The 16,380-nt window shown below is 41.5% G+C and carries 18 protein-coding genes; 5 read left to right on the top strand and 13 right to left on the bottom strand.

Annotation, left to right across the window (positions count from 1 at the left end):
* The first annotated feature begins 117 nt into the window (after positions 1-117).
* Positions 118-999 carry a metallophosphoesterase gene (locus CD004_RS06550; RefSeq protein ID WP_102262024.1) on the top strand — a complete coding sequence of 294 codons (882 nt, stop codon included), beginning with the start codon at positions 118-120 and terminating at the stop codon, positions 997-999.
* Here CD004_RS06550 and CD004_RS06545 read toward each other — a convergent pair whose 3' ends face one another.
* Positions 1,000-3,117 carry an EAL domain-containing protein gene (locus CD004_RS06545; protein WP_226675588.1) on the bottom strand — a complete coding sequence of 706 codons (2,118 nt, stop codon included), beginning with the start codon at positions 3,115-3,117 and terminating at the stop codon, positions 1,000-1,002.
* Positions 3,118-3,321: 204 nt separating this feature from the next.
* Between CD004_RS06545 and CD004_RS06540 the strand changes: the two genes are divergently transcribed.
* Together CD004_RS06540 and CD004_RS06535 are read left to right on the top strand one after the other, a co-directional pair.
* On the top strand, positions 3,322-3,819 hold the full coding sequence (locus tag CD004_RS06540; RefSeq protein ID WP_102262023.1) for a L,D-transpeptidase family protein: 498 nt from the start codon (positions 3,322-3,324) through the stop codon (positions 3,817-3,819).
* A 100-nt stretch (positions 3,820-3,919) separates the two neighbouring features.
* Positions 3,920-4,390: a YkyB family protein gene (locus CD004_RS06535; RefSeq protein WP_102262022.1), complete on the top strand. Its 471-nt coding sequence runs from the start codon at positions 3,920-3,922 to the stop codon at positions 4,388-4,390.
* A 45-nt stretch (positions 4,391-4,435) separates the two neighbouring features.
* Here the strand turns inward: CD004_RS06535 and CD004_RS06530 are convergent, their stop codons facing one another.
* Together CD004_RS06530 and CD004_RS06525 are read right to left on the bottom strand one after the other, a co-directional pair.
* Positions 4,436-5,338: a chemotaxis protein gene (locus CD004_RS06530; RefSeq protein ID WP_102262021.1), complete on the bottom strand. Its 903-nt coding sequence runs from the start codon at positions 5,336-5,338 to the stop codon at positions 4,436-4,438.
* Positions 5,339-5,537: 199 nt separating this feature from the next.
* On the bottom strand, positions 5,538-6,011 hold the full coding sequence (locus CD004_RS06525) for a DinB family protein (protein WP_102262020.1): 474 nt from the start codon (positions 6,009-6,011) through the stop codon (positions 5,538-5,540).
* Between the two features lie 140 nt (positions 6,012-6,151).
* Between CD004_RS06525 and CD004_RS06520 the strand changes: the two genes are divergently transcribed.
* Positions 6,152-7,297, top strand: coding sequence for an aminotransferase A (locus CD004_RS06520; protein ID WP_102262019.1), 1,146 nt, complete (start codon positions 6,152-6,154; stop codon positions 7,295-7,297).
* Positions 7,298-7,337: 40 nt separating this feature from the next.
* On the opposite strand, the gene CD004_RS24020 is transcribed toward CD004_RS06520, so the two are convergent.
* Together CD004_RS24020 and CD004_RS06515 are read right to left on the bottom strand one after the other, a co-directional pair.
* The gene (locus CD004_RS24020) at positions 7,338-7,514 is read right to left on the bottom strand and encodes a hypothetical protein (RefSeq protein WP_167831916.1); all 177 of its coding nucleotides are present in this window, start codon (positions 7,512-7,514) and stop codon (positions 7,338-7,340) included.
* A 62-nt stretch (positions 7,515-7,576) separates the two neighbouring features.
* Positions 7,577-8,458, bottom strand: coding sequence for an NAD(P)-dependent oxidoreductase (locus CD004_RS06515; protein ID WP_102262018.1), 882 nt, complete (start codon positions 8,456-8,458; stop codon positions 7,577-7,579).
* A 284-nt stretch (positions 8,459-8,742) separates the two neighbouring features.
* Here CD004_RS06515 and CD004_RS06510 point away from each other — a divergent pair, with 284 nt between their 5' ends.
* The gene (locus tag CD004_RS06510; protein WP_102262017.1) at positions 8,743-9,408 is read left to right on the top strand and encodes a GNAT family N-acetyltransferase; all 666 of its coding nucleotides are present in this window, start codon (positions 8,743-8,745) and stop codon (positions 9,406-9,408) included.
* Positions 9,409-9,955: 547 nt separating this feature from the next.
* On the opposite strand, the gene ptsP is transcribed toward CD004_RS06510, so the two are convergent.
* The 8 genes from ptsP to CD004_RS06470 all read right to left on the bottom strand — a co-directional run bounded on the left by ptsP (position 9,956) and on the right by CD004_RS06470 (position 16,259).
* Positions 9,956-11,674: a phosphoenolpyruvate--protein phosphotransferase gene (gene ptsP / locus CD004_RS06500; protein ID WP_102262015.1), complete on the bottom strand. Its 1,719-nt coding sequence runs from the start codon at positions 11,672-11,674 to the stop codon at positions 9,956-9,958.
* On the bottom strand, positions 11,674-11,940 hold the full coding sequence (locus CD004_RS06495) for a phosphocarrier protein HPr (protein WP_041965588.1): 267 nt from the start codon (positions 11,938-11,940) through the stop codon (positions 11,674-11,676). Before CD004_RS06495 ends, ptsP begins: the two co-directional genes overlap by 1 nt.
* A gap of 314 nt (positions 11,941-12,254) precedes the next feature.
* A complete protein-coding gene (locus CD004_RS06490) occupies positions 12,255-13,235 on the bottom strand; it encodes a hypothetical protein (RefSeq protein WP_158651500.1) in 981 nt (326 codons plus the stop codon).
* The gene (locus CD004_RS23705) at positions 13,213-13,524 is read right to left on the bottom strand and encodes a hypothetical protein (protein ID WP_158651499.1); all 312 of its coding nucleotides are present in this window, start codon (positions 13,522-13,524) and stop codon (positions 13,213-13,215) included. The genes CD004_RS06490 and CD004_RS23705 overlap by 23 nt, the downstream gene beginning before the upstream one ends.
* Positions 13,508-14,704: a DUF58 domain-containing protein gene (locus tag CD004_RS06485; protein WP_102262013.1), complete on the bottom strand. Its 1,197-nt coding sequence runs from the start codon at positions 14,702-14,704 to the stop codon at positions 13,508-13,510. Before CD004_RS06485 ends, CD004_RS23705 begins: the two co-directional genes overlap by 17 nt.
* Positions 14,705-14,708: 4 nt before the next feature.
* Positions 14,709-15,653 carry an AAA family ATPase gene (locus tag CD004_RS06480; RefSeq protein WP_102265016.1) on the bottom strand — a complete coding sequence of 315 codons (945 nt, stop codon included), beginning with the start codon at positions 15,651-15,653 and terminating at the stop codon, positions 14,709-14,711.
* Between the two features lie 145 nt (positions 15,654-15,798).
* Entirely contained in the window at positions 15,799-15,972 is a 174-nt protein-coding gene (locus CD004_RS06475; protein ID WP_102262012.1) for an aspartyl-phosphate phosphatase Spo0E family protein, read from the bottom strand.
* A 92-nt stretch (positions 15,973-16,064) separates the two neighbouring features.
* On the bottom strand, positions 16,065-16,259 hold the full coding sequence (locus CD004_RS06470; protein WP_102262011.1) for a hypothetical protein: 195 nt from the start codon (positions 16,257-16,259) through the stop codon (positions 16,065-16,067).
* Positions 16,260-16,380: the final 121 nt, after the last annotated feature.

Here is a 16,380-nt window from a genome sequence, read left to right as displayed (position 1 = left end):
CTTCTAAAATTAATTAAAAACATCTTGAATCAGGACCTTCCCTAAAATGGCACTTCTAATTTCCTTGTTTGTTTGCTAGTATAGTAGAGAAAATTCGGGAATAGGTTGGTATTTTTCATGTCTGAACAAATCACTCGGAGGACTTTTATAAAAAGGGCAGTCGGAACTTTGTTGACTGCTGGGGGACTCGGCACAGGGAGCTATTTTTATGCCCGTGAAGTCGAACCCCGCATGCTTGATATTACCCGCCATACGATAAAAAATGCCGCGTTGCCATCCGGGTTTGATGGTGTCAGGGTCATTCAGTTCAGCGATACCCATATTGGATTCCAGTATACAATGGAACAGCTGAAGCAACTGATTACCAAAATCAACAAACTCAAGCCAGATTTGATTGTTTTTACCGGAGATTTACTTGACGATCCCCGAAACTTCACTGAAAAAAACGAGCTTATTACCATGTTGAGCAACCTGGATGCCCCGCTTGGAAAGTTTGCCGTGTATGGTAACCATGACCATGGGGGATACGGGTCCGATCTATATAAGCAAATAATGGAGCAATCAGGATTCACATTATTACTGAACACCTCAGCTAACATCAAGCTTCTCGACGGCAGTTCGATATGGATTGCCGGAATTGATGATGCTATGCTCGGTAAACCCGATCTGAACGCGTCCATGGCCAAAATACCAACAGACTCATATACGATCCTCTTATCCCATGCTCCAGACAAAGCAGAAGAAGCAGCACAACATCCAATTCAAATGCAGATGAGCGGACATAGCCATGGAGGACAGATCCAGATTCCCTTTTACGGCCCTTTGGTTACGCCGCCCTTTGCCGAAAAATATGTGGAGGGCTTTTATACTGTTGGCCCCAACGACGGTCTGACCCTATATGTGAATCGCGGACTTGGAACGACCAGGCTTCCGTTCAGGTTTTTGTCACAGCCTGAACTTGCGATTTTCACCTTAATAAGTGAAAAAACAAGCAGCTGATCAGCTGCTTGCTTTTGGTTTCAGGATGAACTTTTCCTCAGCTTCCTGAGCTCTTAATGGTCTTGCAAAAAAGAAACCCTGTGCCTTTTCACAATCGGCATTTGTCAGGAAATCAACCTGGCTCTGCTCCTCGACACCCTCGGCAATCACTTCCATTCCAAGACTGTTGCCCAAGTGGATGATCGTTGTTATGATTGCGGCATCCTTGCCGTTATACTTTATATCTCTTATGAAACTCTGGTCAATTTTCAATACATCAATAGGAAACTGTTTCAAATAACTAAGCGATGAATACCCAGTTCCAAAATCATCAACCGAAATTTTGATTCCCAAGTCCTTCAACCGCTTCAGGATTGGGATCGTCTCCTTTGTATCCTGCATTGCTCCCTCGGTAATTTCAATCTCCAGAAGAGATGGCTCAATATTGTACTTCTCTATCGAACTCTTAATGACCCGCACTAAATCCAACTGCATGAATTGCTTAGGAGATATATTAATAGCAATCCTGATTGGCTTACCGGCCTTTTCCGTCCATTCCTTGACTTGCCGGCATGCCCCGTCAATTACCCAGTTGCCAATCGGTATAATCAACCCTGTGTCCTCTGCAAGAGGAATGAATTCAGCTGGTGAAATAAAGCCGAATTCACTGTTGTTCCAGCGCAGCAATGCTTCGAAGCTTGATATTTCATTGGTAAGCAGATTGATCTGCGGCTGGTAATAGAGTTCTAGTTCGTCCCGTTCGATCGCTTTTCGCAAATGAGCCTCGAGCGCTATGATATTTACCCCGGTTGACTGCATGTCAGAGCGATAAAATTGATAATGGGCCTTTCCTTTTTCTTTTACGCTATATAAAGCTTCATCAGCATATTTAATCAGAGCTTCCGCATCCTTCCCGTCATTCGGGAAAAGGCTTATACCAATACTCGGTGTAATATAGTACTCCTGAGAATTGAAATAAAAAGATTCATTGAACCTGAATAATACCTTTTGAGCAAATTCCCCCGCACCTTTTCTGCCTGTTTTTTCTAGTAAAATGATAAATTCATCGCCGCCCTGTCTGTAAACAGTACAGTTTTCTTTTTGGATGTCGATCAATCGATCGGCAACTTGCTTCAATATCTGGTCACCAACAAAATGTCCAAGTGTATCATTCAAATACTTGAAACGATCTATATCCAGGAACAGAAGGGCAAATTCAGTCTTTTGCTTTGTTTTATTTTTTACAAGACTATCCAGTTGATCAAGGAGGGCACGCCTGTTGCGCAATCCAGTCAGCTGGTCATGAAATGCCATGTACTTAATCAGCTCTGTGCTTTTTGCCTGCTCAGAAAGATCTCTGATAATGATATACATACCCTTAATTTCAGAATGAATTACGATTGGAATTGTCTTTAAATGGACCGTCAGGAACTTTCCTTTTCGGTGCATGAATCGACAATCGAGGGATTCCTTTGCATTACCTATTTTCGTATCGGATAAGACTTCCTTAAAGGGAGGCAGATCACTTTCACATATTAAGCTCGTGATTCTCTTCGATTTTAGCTGTTTGACAGTGTAGCCTGTCAATAATTGAGCGGCGGGGTTAACATCAAGGATCTTCCCCTTTAAATCAATTGAAAAAACAGCATCCAGATTATGGTCAATTAGCGAACGATAGCGTTGCTCGCTATCAATCAATCTATTTTTTTCTTTAAAATTCTCTGTTATATCCCTGGTTACCGCTACAACATATTTTACTTCCCCGTCTTCATCCTTGATTGGGGTCAAAAGCGTCTCTCCAAAAACCTGATTGTCGTTATCCATGTCTACTTCATCATGAAAAACGACTTCCAAGCCCTCTTTTACTGCCTTAATATATTGCTTTTTCAATGGATTCAGATGGTTTAGAGATAGAACCTCATCCATCGTCCTGCCGATATCACTAACAGCCATCCCCGCATGGAGAAGACCATTCTCATTGGCAAATAAATAACGGAATTGGTAACCCGGTTCGACCTGCATGATAAAAACAAGATCTTTTACATGTTTAAAGATGATATCTGAAATCATCTGTTCTATTTTTGTCGAGGCAGAAACGCCTCTTCTTTTAGTTATTCTTGATTGCTTCATCTGATTCATCAAACCATCCTCATTCCAGAAGTACAATAGTACCTGGTCCATGATTACGAACTAGTTTTATATACCTATTTTACCCTTTAAAATAAGGAAAAACGATACTGTTTTTTTAAAAATTTACAATCTTTCGCTAAAAAACGACAAGCAATTCTCGAAAGGTGCCCTCTCCATTCATCCAGCATAGACTGCATTAGAGGAGGAGATTCCATGTATCACATTGTTAAAAGAGGAGAAACGCTAGCAGTAATTGCCGCTAATTATCGCAGGCCGCTTCAACAAATCCTTGCGGCCAATCCTGGTATCACGAATCCTGCACTAATCTATCCTGGCCAGCGAATTGCAATTCCGGGACTTCCAGACCCAGCTTCTATTCCTTATTCGATTTCCGTTTCTCTGGGCAACAAAAGGCTTACACTTTTTCGATCAGGCACGTTGATAAAATCCTATCCCGTTGGCATCGGGAAAATGCTAACGCAAACCCCGGTTGGCGAATATGTGATTGTGAACAGAGAACCTAATCCTGGCGGTCCATACGGCTCCATGTGGTTGTCGTTATCAAAACTTGGCTATGGCATTCATGGAACAAATAATCCTGCTTCGATCGGCAAGGCCGTTTCGAAGGGATGTATACGGATGCATAACAAAGATGTTCTTGAGCTGGCACGGCAAGTTCCCAATGGAACTAGAGTCAGAATCACTCTATAATTCCTATTAAAAGGCTTCTATTTCTCAATCAGCCAAATTAAGGGTATAATGAAAATAGCTTAATAAAGACTATTCAACAAAATGAAAGGAGCCTATCCCATTGAATAATGAAAGGAACAAGATCCCCTCACTCCGTCCAACGATCGAGAACCTCTCACAAGCAATCTTCACTGTGAACCGTCATGCCAAGACTGCACCCAATCCGAAATTTTTGTATCAGTTAAAACATGATGCGATTAAAAAAATGCTGCGTGAAGGCAAAGCTAAAAAAACAGGACTCCATTTTTCAAACAACCCTAGAAACAGCCAGCAGCAATCAGACGTACTAGTGGTTTGCGGTGATTACACATTCCACATCCCGCCGACTAAACAGGATTTCGAGCAGCTTCCCCACTTAGGCAAACTCGATCAGTCAGTGAGGAACCCAAGGGCTACCATTTCCTTGACTACCGCGAAAAGGTTATTGTCAGTCTACACAGGGTTGAAAGAATCCACTGAAACGGCTGGAGCAGGCAAGACGAGGAAATATACGAAACCCGTATTCAAGAAGCTTGGGGAACGCTACCCGTAAAAAAGTTTGCGAAAAGAAAGCTGATAAACAGCTTTCTTTTTTTGATTATAAAATCAATTCATCTATCTTCAGGACCAATTCACCTATCTCTGGCTTGCTGATCTGGGCATCTGCTCCCACGACACTACCCTTATGGCGCAGTTCATTCGTGATTAACGATGAGAAAATGATAACTGGAAGTTTTTCCAGAACCGGATGTTCTTTTATCCTTTTTGTCAGGTGATGTCCATCCATTTGCGGCATTTCAATGTCTGTGATCACAAGCTGTACTGCCTCTGAAAAAACGTCAGCATTCTCTGCCAGGTGTTCAAGGTATGTAATGACATCCTGTCCATTCTCAAAGAATTCAAGGTATTGGAATCCAGCTTCACTCAAAGTATCATGAAGCATTTTTCTTAACATCGCAGAGTCTTCCGCAATCACGATTTTCTTCAAAGATCGCTCCCTCGGGCCGAGTTTCTTGACATCACTGACCTTGATTCCAGATTCAGGATTGATCTCAAGAAGAATTTTTTCAAAGTCCAGGAAAAGCACCATTTCCCCGCCTAACTTGATTACTCCGATTATTTGGCTTTCCTGCCCCTGATACATTTCTGACGGCTTCTCAATTTGAGCCCAGGAGATGCGGTGAATTTGCGAAACTGCATGGACGTGGAAGACCGTCTTCATCTGATTGAATTCGGCGACGATCAACTTGTCCTGCTCTGGATTTGTTGACTCCTTTAGGCCCAGCGCAGCAGCGACATTGATGACTGGCAGCACTTCTCCCCTAAGTTCCATGATTCCTTCAACAAATGGATGGGCATTCGGAATTGCTACTACAGGTACAGGATTAAGGATTTCTTTAACTTTCATGACATTTATCGCAAATTTATTCTGGCCAATGCCGAACTCGACAATTTCCAGTTCATTCGTGCCTGATTCTAATAAAATACTGCTATCATTCATAATGTTCTTCCTTCTCTATATAAAATTAGTACTATATACCTCTTATCGGCACGATTATTTAAACTGTTTAGTCAAAGACTTGAGAATAAAGGGGCTTGAAACGAAAAATGTTCTATTGTCACGAAAAATTGGAGAATTTATAAACCAAGTTCCGAAACTAAATAAAAAAGCAAACCGAAAGCTCGGTTTGCCATGTAATTTATTTCATCAATGTCCTGCCTAATGCTGCATCAACTTGCTTTTGATGATGAAGGTCGTGCTGGATAAAATCGATCAGATATGCCCCAACCGTCATGTGGTGTTCAGAAATTTTAAATGACACAGCTAACTTGTCATTGTCCATTTCTTCAAGCATTTTATGGAATTCCTCACGCACAGCAAGGAGCCCATCGAGAATTTCTTCCTTTGTTGCTGTATTTTCTGCGTATTCACGCGCACGTTCGTTGACACTTTGAAAATCAGGGTAGGAAGGTAATTCAGCTCCTTCTTTGAAGTAAGGGAACCTTTCCTTTAATGAGTATTGATCCCAGAAAAGCAGGTGCGACACAACTGCTGCAACCGACCATTTCCCATCCCCTAAAGGCTTATTCCATTCAGCATCTGACAGGCCTTTGAGCGAATGGACCCATCCATCAAATTCTTTATAATGTTGTTTTATCTCTTCCAAATTCAATTGAATCTCTCCTTTTAGCTATTCCTTAAAATAATATTCGCCGCTAAATCTAAATAACCTTCTTGACTGAGAGGACGAATTTTATACGTTTCTCATTCATCATGGTAAAATAGTGATATTCAATCGGAGGGATGAACGACGTGGAACATTTAATTAATAATAGGGTGAAAAATATAGAAATCTCTGGAATCAGGAAATTCTTTAATATGGTTGCAGATGTGAAAGACATGGTTTCCTTGACCATAGGCCAGCCTGACTTTCCGACACCGGTACATGTCAAAGAAGCTGGCAAGAAAGCGATAGATGATAACATCACAACATATACCCATAACGCAGGTTTAATCCAGCTAAGGAAGGCTGCGGCGGACTTTTACCGAAAAAAATATAGTGTCGATTATTCAGCAGAACATGAAGCAATTATTACTGCAGGAGCAAGTGAGGCTATTGATATAACTTTCAGGACCATTCTTGAAGAAGGGTGTGAGGTCATCATCCCGGGGCCTGTTTACCCAGGGTATGAACCAATTATCAAGCTTTGCGGTGCTATTCCGGTCTATGCGGATATCAGGAATACACAATTCAGGATGACTGCGGAGTTGATTGAAAGCCTGATTACGGAGAAAACAAGGTGTATTGTCCTCCCATATCCATCAAATCCGACAGGGGTAAGCTTGAATGAAGAGGAACTGAAAGAAATCGTACAGCTACTAAAAGACAGGGAAATCTTTGTCCTGGCAGATGAAATCTACAGTGAGCTTGTTTATGAGCAGCAGCATGTTTCAATTGCCCAGTTCATGAAAGGAAAAACCATTGTTATCAATGGACTATCCAAATCCCACTCGATGACGGGCTGGCGAATAGGGATGCTTTTTGCACCTGAGTATCTTGCAAAACATATTCTGAAAGTGCATCAATACAATGTGACATGTGCGACTTCGATTTCACAAATGGCTGCTTTAGAGGCTTTGACAGCTGGGGTTGATGACGCATTGCCAATGAAGCAGGAGTATGCTTCAAGGCGGGATTATGTATTCAACAGACTACAGTCCATGGGACTTGATGTAATCAAGCCTGATGGCGCGTTTTACTTTTTTGTCAAAATTCCTGCATCAAATATTTCATCATTTGATTTTTGCATGGAATTGGTCAATAAAGCGAAGCTGGCAGTGGTTCCAGGGAGTGCATTCTCTGAATTAGGAGAAGGATATTTCAGACTTTCTTACGCGTACTCAATGGATACGCTAAAAGAAGGGCTCGATCGTTTGGAAAGTTACTTGCGAAAGTAAAGTGGAAAGCCGTTCCTAAATCAGCAGGAACGGCTTTTTATTACCCCTTGTATTTTCCGTTATTCTTAGGAGCTTTCTCTTTTTTCGCCTTATCCTTATGGATCTTATTGGTTGCTGCACTGCCAATTTCATGTGAGAACTCAGAATCAATTACAGCAGAGTCAAAACCCTTTTTGTTCTTTTGCTGCGGGTCGTTCTTTTTTGTCCTTTTAGCCATAAAAATTCCCTCCTTTAGGTTTTAGTATCTTTACCTGGGGAGGGGTCTATGACTAGAAAATATTATGAATGTTTCCAGTGCTTATATAGTGCCTGTGTACCGCTGTTTTCTTCGCCGTTTTCCGCGATTTGCTCATATAGCGACAATGCCAAAGAAAGTCCTGGCACTTGCATGTCCATACGATTCGCTTCATCCAGGGCGATTTTCATGTCCTTGATAAAGTGCTTGATGTAAAATCCCGGCTCAAAATTGTCATCAATCATTCTTGGTGCAAGGTTAGTAAGCGACCAGCTGCCTGCAGCACCAGTCGATATGCTCTTCAATACGGTTTCAGGATCAAGGCCAGCTTTTTCAGCATAGATAATCGCTTCGCACACTCCGATCATATTGGAGGCAATGGCAATTTGGTTGCACATTTTTGTGTGCTGCCCGGCACCTGCCTCTCCCTGATGAACAATATTAGTGCCAAGGATGTTAAGCAGTGGTTCTACCTGAAGAAAAGCCTCATCATCGCCACCCACCATTACAGCAAGCCTTGCTTCACGGGCACCGATGTCCCCGCCGGAAACTGGCGCATCAATTGCATGAATTCCCTTCTCTTTTGCCTTTTCATAAATCTCTTTTGCAAGGGAAGGAGTAGAGGTTGTCATATCAATTAAATAACTGCCTGGCTTGGCATGGGCGATAAGACCGTTCTCCCCTAAATAAACTTCTTTCACGTCTGATGGATAGCCAACGATCGTAAAAACAACATCTGCCTTCTGTGCTACATCACGCGGAGTCTCTGACCATACCGCTCCTTTTTCCAGCAGATCAGCAGCCTTTTCCTTTGATCTGGTATATACGGTGAGCTGATAACCCGCATCGAGTAGATGACCTGCCATGCTTTTTCCCATAACTCCTGTACCAATAAAGCCAATTACCGTATCTTCTTTAGAAAGCATATGTACTCCTTCTTCCCTTTTCAGTTTTAGTTATATTTTAACATTAGACATAACAAAAGGCCGAGAATTTACTCCTCGGCCTCCAGAACGATCTACCATTTTATGCGCAATTTTAGTTTACCCTGCAAGCAGTATTTCCAAACCTATCTTTTGATTGTGCCTAAACAATTTATAGGCTGCAAGTGGAATCTTCATTGAAGAACCCTCTTTTTATGTTTAACGATTTGACCTTGCGTTCCCAATCTTTTTATACTGTGCTTATACTATATTTACGAGGTGCGGGTATGTTTTATAAAGAGCTTTATGTTTACGACAGCAACAAACCAGTAAAGGCCACCATCAGAAACTACCAAAAAAATGATTTTGACCAGTTGATTCAGGTACAAAAGGAAGCCTTTCCGCCTCCGTTTCCAGAAGAACTCCTGTGGAATACCGAACAACTGACCAATCATACTAGCTTATTTCCGGATGGTGCACTCTGCGTAGAAATCGGTGGCAGAATCGCCGGTTCCATAACTGGCTTGATTGTTCATTTAGGCGATGGTGACGAAGACCATTCCTGGGCAGAAATAACTGATAATGGCTATATACGGAATCACGACCCAGTGGGCAATACTCTCTACATTGTCGACATTTGCATAAGCCCTGCTTATCGCAAACTCGGTCTTGGAAAATGGATGATGCAAGCTATGTATGAGACTGTTGTGCAATTGGGGCTCAAACGGCTTTTGGGCGGTGGCCGGATGCCAGGATACCATTTGCATTCCTCCGAACTGTCCATTGAGGAATATGCAGAAAAGGTGCTTCAAGGTGAATTGAAGGACCCTGTCGTTTCATTTTTACTGCGCTGCGGCCGGACACCAGTCAAACCCGTAGCAAATTATCTTGAGGACGAAGAATCCATGAATTATGGAATGCTGATGGAATGGAAGAATCCGTTTAAAGTTTAGAAGCTGTCGGCGAGGCAGCTTTTTATATTCTGCAGCCTTAAGTGGACCATTATCAAGACTTTGAATCTTGTCTTTTGACAACTTTTCTTTTTTACCCACACCCCTGTCCGAAGCTCCTCCTTCTTCTGACAGCTTTTCCGCTTTGTCCTGCAAACCTGTCTGAAGTTGCTCCTTCTTCGGACAGCTTTTCTTCTTTTTCCGCTGACCCTGTCCGAACTTGCTCCTACTTCCGACAGCTTTTTTTCTTTTCCCTCTGAACCTGTCCGAACTTGCTCCTTCTTCTGACAGCTTTCTTCTTTTTCCTCTGAACCTGTCTGAAGTTGCTCCTTCTTCGGACAGCTTTTTACTGTTTCCATCCAAACCTATCCGAACTTTATCTTTCTTCTGATACTTAAAGGCTTTTAAGCAAAAAAAATGCCGGCTGATTATCAGCCGGCCAAATCTGGGGGAAAATGAGAATGATTAGCTTACTTTCAGTCTAACCAAAGTGCTTACTCATATATACCCGCAGTATATAGGTTAAAACATTTTTTATATTACAATTATATTACAAAGAAACAACCTGGTTTACTGCTTCTACAACTTCTTCTGTTGTACTCATATTCAGTACACTGGAAGCCAGTTTTTCCATATCCGCTTTGTTTAGGTTCCTGATCAATGAGCGTGCTTTCAGAATGGAAGAAGCACTCATGGAGAACTCGTCAAGGCCAAGACCAAGCAGGATTGGAATTGCCGTTTCGTCTCCAGCCATTTCTCCGCACATTCCAGCCCACTTGCCTTCTTTATGAGCTGCATCAATGACCATTTTTACAAGACGGAGGATTGATGGGTTGTATGGCTGGTACAAGTATGATACTTGCTGGTTCATCCTGTCCGCTGCCATTGTGTATTGAATCAAGTCATTTGTTCCGATGCTGAAGAAATCGACTTCCTTAGCGAATTGGTCTGCAAGGACAGCTGTGGAAGGAATCTCAACCATGATGCCAAGCTCAATATGTTTTTCAGCAACCTTTACGCCTTCCTGAATCAATTTCGCCTTTTCTTCTTCAAGCATTGCTTTTGCTTCCCTGAACTCGTTCAGAGTAGCGATCATTGGGAACATAACCTTCAGGTTACCATGCACACTGGCACGTAAAAGAGCACGTAACTGTGTGCGGAAAATATCCACTTCCTCAAGGCAAAGGCGGATTGCCCTGAAGCCAAGGAACGGGTTCATTTCTTTAGGCAGGTTCAAATACGGAAGTTCTTTATCTCCGCCGATGTCCAAAGTTCGGACAACGACTGGCTTGCCTTCCATGCCTTCAAGCACTGCCTTATAAGCTGTATATTGTTCCTCTTCAGTAGGAAGCTGGTCCCTGTCCATGTAAAGGAATTCTGTACGGTATAGCCCAACGCCCTCGCCGCCATTTTCAACTACACCCTTCAAATCCTTAGGTGTACCGATATTAGCTGCAAGTTCAACATGATGGCCATCAGCTGTTACAGACTTTTCATTGACAAGTTTAGCCCACTCAGCTTTTTGCTTTTCGAAATCTTCCTGAATCTTTTTATAGGCTTCTAGCACTTCAGGAGTTGGATTGAAATGAACTTCGCCCTTCAATCCATCAACAACGACGATATCCCCGTTATTGATTTCTTCTGTAGCTGCCTTCGTCCCTACGACTGCAGGAATCTCCATTGAACGAGCCATGATCGCAGAATGGGATGTACGTCCGCCAATGTTCGTTGTAAAGCCTTTTACAAATTGGCGATTCAATTGAGCAGTATCTGAAGGAGTCAAATCCTCTGCCACGATGACTACTTCTTCCGCAATCATGCTAGGATTAGGAATCTGGATCCCCAACAGATGAGCCAATACACGCTTCGTTACGTCACGGATATCTGCCGCACGCTCTTTCATATATTCATTGTCCATGGATTCGAACATGCCAATGAACATATCAGCTGTATCTTTCAATGCCTGCTCAGCATTGACATTTTCAGTTTTGATTTTATCTTCGATGGGTGAAATTAATTCTGGATCGCTCAATACTAGAAGGTGAGCATCAAAAATCGCTGCTTTATCAGCACCTAAAGCCGTTCCAGCATGATCGCGGATTTTTTCAAGCTCAGCTTTTGATGTCTGAAGCGCTGACTGGAAACGCTCAATTTCTTCAGCAGGAGCTTCTATTGTTCTCTTTTCAAAAGAAAAATCCGGTTCAACAAGCTTGTAAGCTTTCGCGATTGCAATGCCGTTTGAAGCGGCAATTCCCTGGAGAAAGCCCATTATTCAGCTAAACCTTCTTTTTTAAGAGCTTCTTCTAGTGTGTTAAGTGCATCTTGCTCGTCGCTTCCTTCAGCGAAGATTGTGATATCTGCTCCCTGGCCGATTCCTAATGACATAACACCCATGATTGACTTAAGGTTAACCTTTTTTTCTTTATATTCTAAGTGGATTTCTGAATCGAACTTGCTTGCAGCCTGTACAAGCATCGTAGCAGGACGAGCGTGAATTCCTGTTTCAGCAACAACCTTGAATTGTTTTTGTACCATACTATATCATTCTCCTTTTAAATAGATGATTAAGATGACCATACATGATGCCTTCCAAACTAAATGGTTCAATTCAGCGAAAGGTCAAAACTTTAGGCCGCTAAAATGATATTTGTATTTTACCCATTTGTATTGTTCTTTCACACCATATATTGTTTCCAATCATTTCCGCAGAAATCCGGATTGGCATCCCACACAAAAGAATAGCATTTTGCATAGCCTTAGACAATGAAAAAACCTTGATTTTTAAAGGTTTAGAGCATTTTTTTCAGTAAAACGTTTTCATTTTAACGAAATTGTGACAAAAGGGTATTTTATCGTCGAAAGAATTTATTTATATTATCTTTCAACCCTGTTTTATTATCTTCTTTACGTAATTTTTCCAGTGCATTGAATTGTTTTTTTATTGTTCTGATTTCATCCTTGAACCAGCCGTCCATCTCTTCATCCCGATGCTCTCCATACCTGACCCATTCGTATGCCTGGATGGCCCGCAGGTCATATTGGATGCCAAGTCTGTCGAACCATTCCTTGACATCTTCATGATGAAGCCTTCCGAGCTCCTTTTTATGGGCATATTTTTCAAGCTGAAAGATTTCCTTCCTTATAATGTTGTCTGGTGCTGCTGTCCGCATTCTTGTCAGCAGGCTGCTGTTTGCTGAACCATCAATGGGAGTTGTGGTTACAAACCCTGCTTGTATCGCTTCTTCCTCGGACTGCCGCCTAAATAAATTGGATTTTTTATATATAAAGTAAAAAGCAAATCCAATTATTACTACGAACAGGATTGGACCCCAAAAATCAGGATTAAAAACCTGCCTGGCCTGCTCGATAGATGTGTCATTTTCAATGCTGGGCATTTGTCCGGAGAATACTTTATTGGCCCGGGCTTCCATGGCAGGAGAAGCAATCCACGCAAAAAAAGGATATAACAGTAGTGAGAGTGTCCAGCCTATTACCTGCAAGACATTAAAGAAAATTTCTTTCAGAATGTCTCTTCCAAACGATAATACCGAAACAAGAAGCAATATAACCCCTAGCAGCTTCGAGTAGGTGACAACAAATCTCTTTTTCGAGCCTAATTCAACATCCATCCACTTGAGCAAGAATTGCCCCGATAATATAAACAGCAGCTGAAAGATTAAAAGGGATATGATTTGGACTAAATAGGACCCACCATAAAAATAGGCAAGCGGCGAAACGAATACGCCGATCAGAAATGTGACGACAAGCCACACACTTTCCGAATGACTTGTAGAATCCTGATGGAACTTAAGTACCCTCCAAAAAATCAATATTGCCATAATCCCTATATAAAAGTTCTCCAGATTGCTCAAGCTGCCTGCCATGAAAAGAAAAGGCATGATCACCAGAAAATACAAAGGCTTTGCAAGATGTGGCTTCAGCTCCAATAAAACCGTAAAAATTAGAGAGGCTGTGGCAGCTGTTCCCATGGTTGCCAGCAAAGGCATTTGTTGGGAAGATAGCAAATGAAATATCACAAGTATAAGGCTTGCAAAGGTCCATTCTATATAAAAACGAAAAAAGACATTTAAAACCCTGATTTTCACTTTCCAGCCACATCCTTCAACTTCATTTTCATTGGTTCCAGGAAGGCATTTTCGTTATGCATTTGCAGCTCTAATAATTGAACTCCCTCTCTTAACCATTCCTGGATATATCCATCTGATCTGGTTGAACGAATCCCTGCATGGATCATGGTTGGTGCAATCGGCAAATGTCTTTTATAAAAAAATAGCATCTGCTCATGTGGAATAGTTGGTGAATGGAATTCTGCAATTGCCAGTAAATCAAGCAGCTTTTGCAGATGATCCTTGCCTGACCCTAATGGCAGATAAGTAAATGGTGTGAATCCTGCAGACCTGATATTCATGCAGAGAGAGAAGGGAATATTCCGCTTATGAAAAAAGTAAGCCATTTCTGCTGTACTGCTCATCAAAAATTCAAGCTTGCTAGTTACTGAATAGCCGTCACTAACATTGATGAATAGAACGGCACCTGCCTCATTGATCCGCTCATACTCTTTCGTCTGCAATGTCATTTTCCTTGCACTTGCTTTCCAGTTGATTCTATTGAAGCTGTCTGTCGGCAGATAATCTCTTGTTCCTATTGGTCCCATATTATCTTCAAACAGTGAGAAATTGGATGGGTTGTGTCCAGGCTTAACTGACTTATGTTTATCGATATTGCGTACCGAAATAGCCTTGGGATAGACTAGTGCCTCTATGTTGATAACGTCAGAGAACTCGAGAATCGTATCCCCGAACCCAAAGAAATGCGGGATATGCAACTCCATTTTTCTAATTTTTGATAATCCTCGCTTTTCAGCTGTAAAAGGAATATTGATGTTTATTTTTTCTCTTTGTCCCATCGAAAATGGCAGGCTTATATCAACTCTGGACGAATGGATATGATACTCGCCTGAAACAGGGACAACAGCACTGTCAAAATAGATGGAGAGATAACCTTTCATTATCGGCAGGCCTTGATTAAGGAATTGAAGGGTCCACTCTCCTTTGTCTCCGATAAAAAAACGATTTCGCTTACGGCTGTTATCAAAAAACAAGCCTTCGCCAATATGTTTCAGATAATAAGAATTACCAGCTGCAATGAGGATAATCATCAGGCCGGCTCCAAACATTAGCCAGGAATTTATGTAAAAGCTTGCAATCAGTAAGAGGATTCCGAGAAACGCCAATATGGATAGAAAACGGTCCTCAATGACGATTTTTTTCCATTGCATTGGCTTATACCTCAACTTCAACCGGAAGCGGAATAGAATCCAGCAAATCCTCGACTACTTTTTCTGCAGTCATCGTCAGCGAAGCCTCTGCAGATAGATAAATTCTGTGCCCCAACACGTAGGGCGCCATTTCTTTCACATCATTTGGAACTACATAGCTGCGTCCATGAATAAGAGCTCTACCCTGAGCAGCCTTTACTAAAGCAAGCGTTCCCCTTGGGCTGATTCCTAATTCTATAGAAGGATGATTCCTTGTTTTGCGGGTGATTTGCAATAGATATTCTTCGACCACCTCTGTTAACTTTACATTCCTGAGTTCCTCCTTTATAGAATTAATATCCTCCTCACTAATCACGGAGTTAACATCTGTCGTTGCAGTCCCAAACCGATGCTTCTTAATCATCTCCCTCTCTTCGTTTACTTCTGGATACCCAAGAGAAAGCTTAATAAAAAATCGGTCCATCTGTGCAACCGGAAGCTGGAATGTCCCCTGCTGTGATTCCACAGGATTCTGAGTTGCGATAACGAGGAAAGGGGATTTCAAGGAAATCGTATGACCATCGATCGTTACCTGGTTTTCCTCCATCGCCTCCAGCAAGCTAGATTGTGTTCGTGGTGTTGCTCGGTTGATTTCATCTGCCAGAAGGATATTAGTGACAATCGGACCTGGCTTTAATTCGAATTCCTGAAGCTTCGGGTTGAAAAACTGGATACCGGTAATATCACTAGGCAATACGTCCGGTGTAAATTGGATCCTTGAAAAATCTCCGCTTATACCTCTTGCAAATGTTTTAGCAAGTAATGTTTTTCCCGTTCCTGGCACACTTTCCATCAGAATATGGCCATTATTCAAAAGGGCGATCACCATCATCTCTACCTCATGCTCTCTTCCGACCACATTTTTACTAATTTCTATTTTTAACTGCTCTAGTTTTTTTACCAATTCCATTCCTTTTTCCTCCCCTTGAGAGTGAACTCTTGTTTTCTTTCTATAAAAGACATAAGAAAAGTTTAACACCTGAATATAAAAAAGTGAATTTTCAACCAATTTTATCCAAATAAAAAGGAACACTATTTTAGTGCTCCTGCAAAACTCATTTTGAAAATATATGTAGTTCTTCCTGAATGATATTTAAAAGCTTATCAAGTTCCTGGCTTGCTGATATGGTCTGAACGCTTTGAAACCCTGTTTCCTCTGCGGCTAAAATCATCTCTTTACGTTTGTGTTCGATTTCTTCCATTAATTTCTCAGGGCACACAGTTTCCATCAAGAATCACCTCACCAGTATGTGTTAATATTTTACTACTATTCCACTAATAGGTATAGTAAAATTTACCTTAACCACAGTTTTTTCTCTAATTAGCTCCTTGCCTCATCCACATATCTAAAAATGACATCTCCGCCTCTTTGAGCGATGCCCCTGAAGTGTTTAAAGTCATCCCTTTTTACCAGAAATTCACGAAATTTCATAAAATCCTGTTTTGAGACAAAGATTTCTTCCACTTCTTTATTTTTCAAACTTTCCAGCATCCGGACAGCCTGTTCCTTATCCAAATAAACCACCCCAGTTTCTTAAGCTAAAAACTATTTTATCTCCTATTGCTTGATTTGCAAAACCCATTTGTTTTTAAATTTGTAAAATGGGAATAAATTTGTGAGTTCATTTTAAATTTCC

The organism is Mesobacillus jeotgali, from assembly GCF_002874535.1.
Taxonomy (GTDB): Bacteria; Bacillota; Bacilli; order Bacillales; family Cytobacillaceae; genus Mesobacillus; species Mesobacillus jeotgali.
Note: the sequence above shows the minus strand (reverse complement) of the source record. Positions and strands in the feature narration are given on the sequence as shown.

Bases quoted from the DNA above. Each gene is read 5' to 3' on its own strand.
- CD004_RS06550 (WP_102262024.1), top strand. From the start codon at position 118: ATGTCTGAACAAATCACTCGGAGGACTTTTATAAAAAGGGCAGTCGGA.
- CD004_RS06545 (WP_226675588.1), bottom strand. From the start codon at position 3,117: ATGAATCAGATGAAGCAATCAAGAATAACTAAAAGAAGAGGCGTTTCT.
- CD004_RS06540 (WP_102262023.1), top strand. From the start codon at position 3,322: ATGTATCACATTGTTAAAAGAGGAGAAACGCTAGCAGTAATTGCCGCT.
- CD004_RS06530 (WP_102262021.1), bottom strand. From the start codon at position 5,338: ATGAATGATAGCAGTATTTTATTAGAATCAGGCACGAATGAACTGGAA.
- CD004_RS24020 (WP_167831916.1), bottom strand. From the start codon at position 7,514: ATGGCTAAAAGGACAAAAAAGAACGACCCGCAGCAAAAGAACAAAAAG.
- CD004_RS06515 (WP_102262018.1), bottom strand. From the start codon at position 8,458: ATGCTTTCTAAAGAAGATACGGTAATTGGCTTTATTGGTACAGGAGTT.
- CD004_RS06510 (WP_102262017.1), top strand. From the start codon at position 8,743: ATGTTTTATAAAGAGCTTTATGTTTACGACAGCAACAAACCAGTAAAG.
- ptsP (WP_102262015.1), bottom strand. From the start codon at position 11,674: ATGGGCTTTCTCCAGGGAATTGCCGCTTCAAACGGCATTGCAATCGCG.
- CD004_RS06495 (WP_041965588.1), bottom strand. From the start codon at position 11,940: ATGGTACAAAAACAATTCAAGGTTGTTGCTGAAACAGGAATTCACGCT.
- CD004_RS23705 (WP_158651499.1), bottom strand. From the start codon at position 13,524: ATGTGGCTGGAAAGTGAAAATCAGGGTTTTAAATGTCTTTTTTCGTTT.
- CD004_RS06485 (WP_102262013.1), bottom strand. From the start codon at position 14,704: ATGCAATGGAAAAAAATCGTCATTGAGGACCGTTTTCTATCCATATTG.
- CD004_RS06480 (WP_102265016.1), bottom strand. From the start codon at position 15,653: ATGGAATTGGTAAAAAAACTAGAGCAGTTAAAAATAGAAATTAGTAAA.
- CD004_RS06475 (WP_102262012.1), bottom strand. From the start codon at position 15,972: ATGGAAACTGTGTGCCCTGAGAAATTAATGGAAGAAATCGAACACAAA.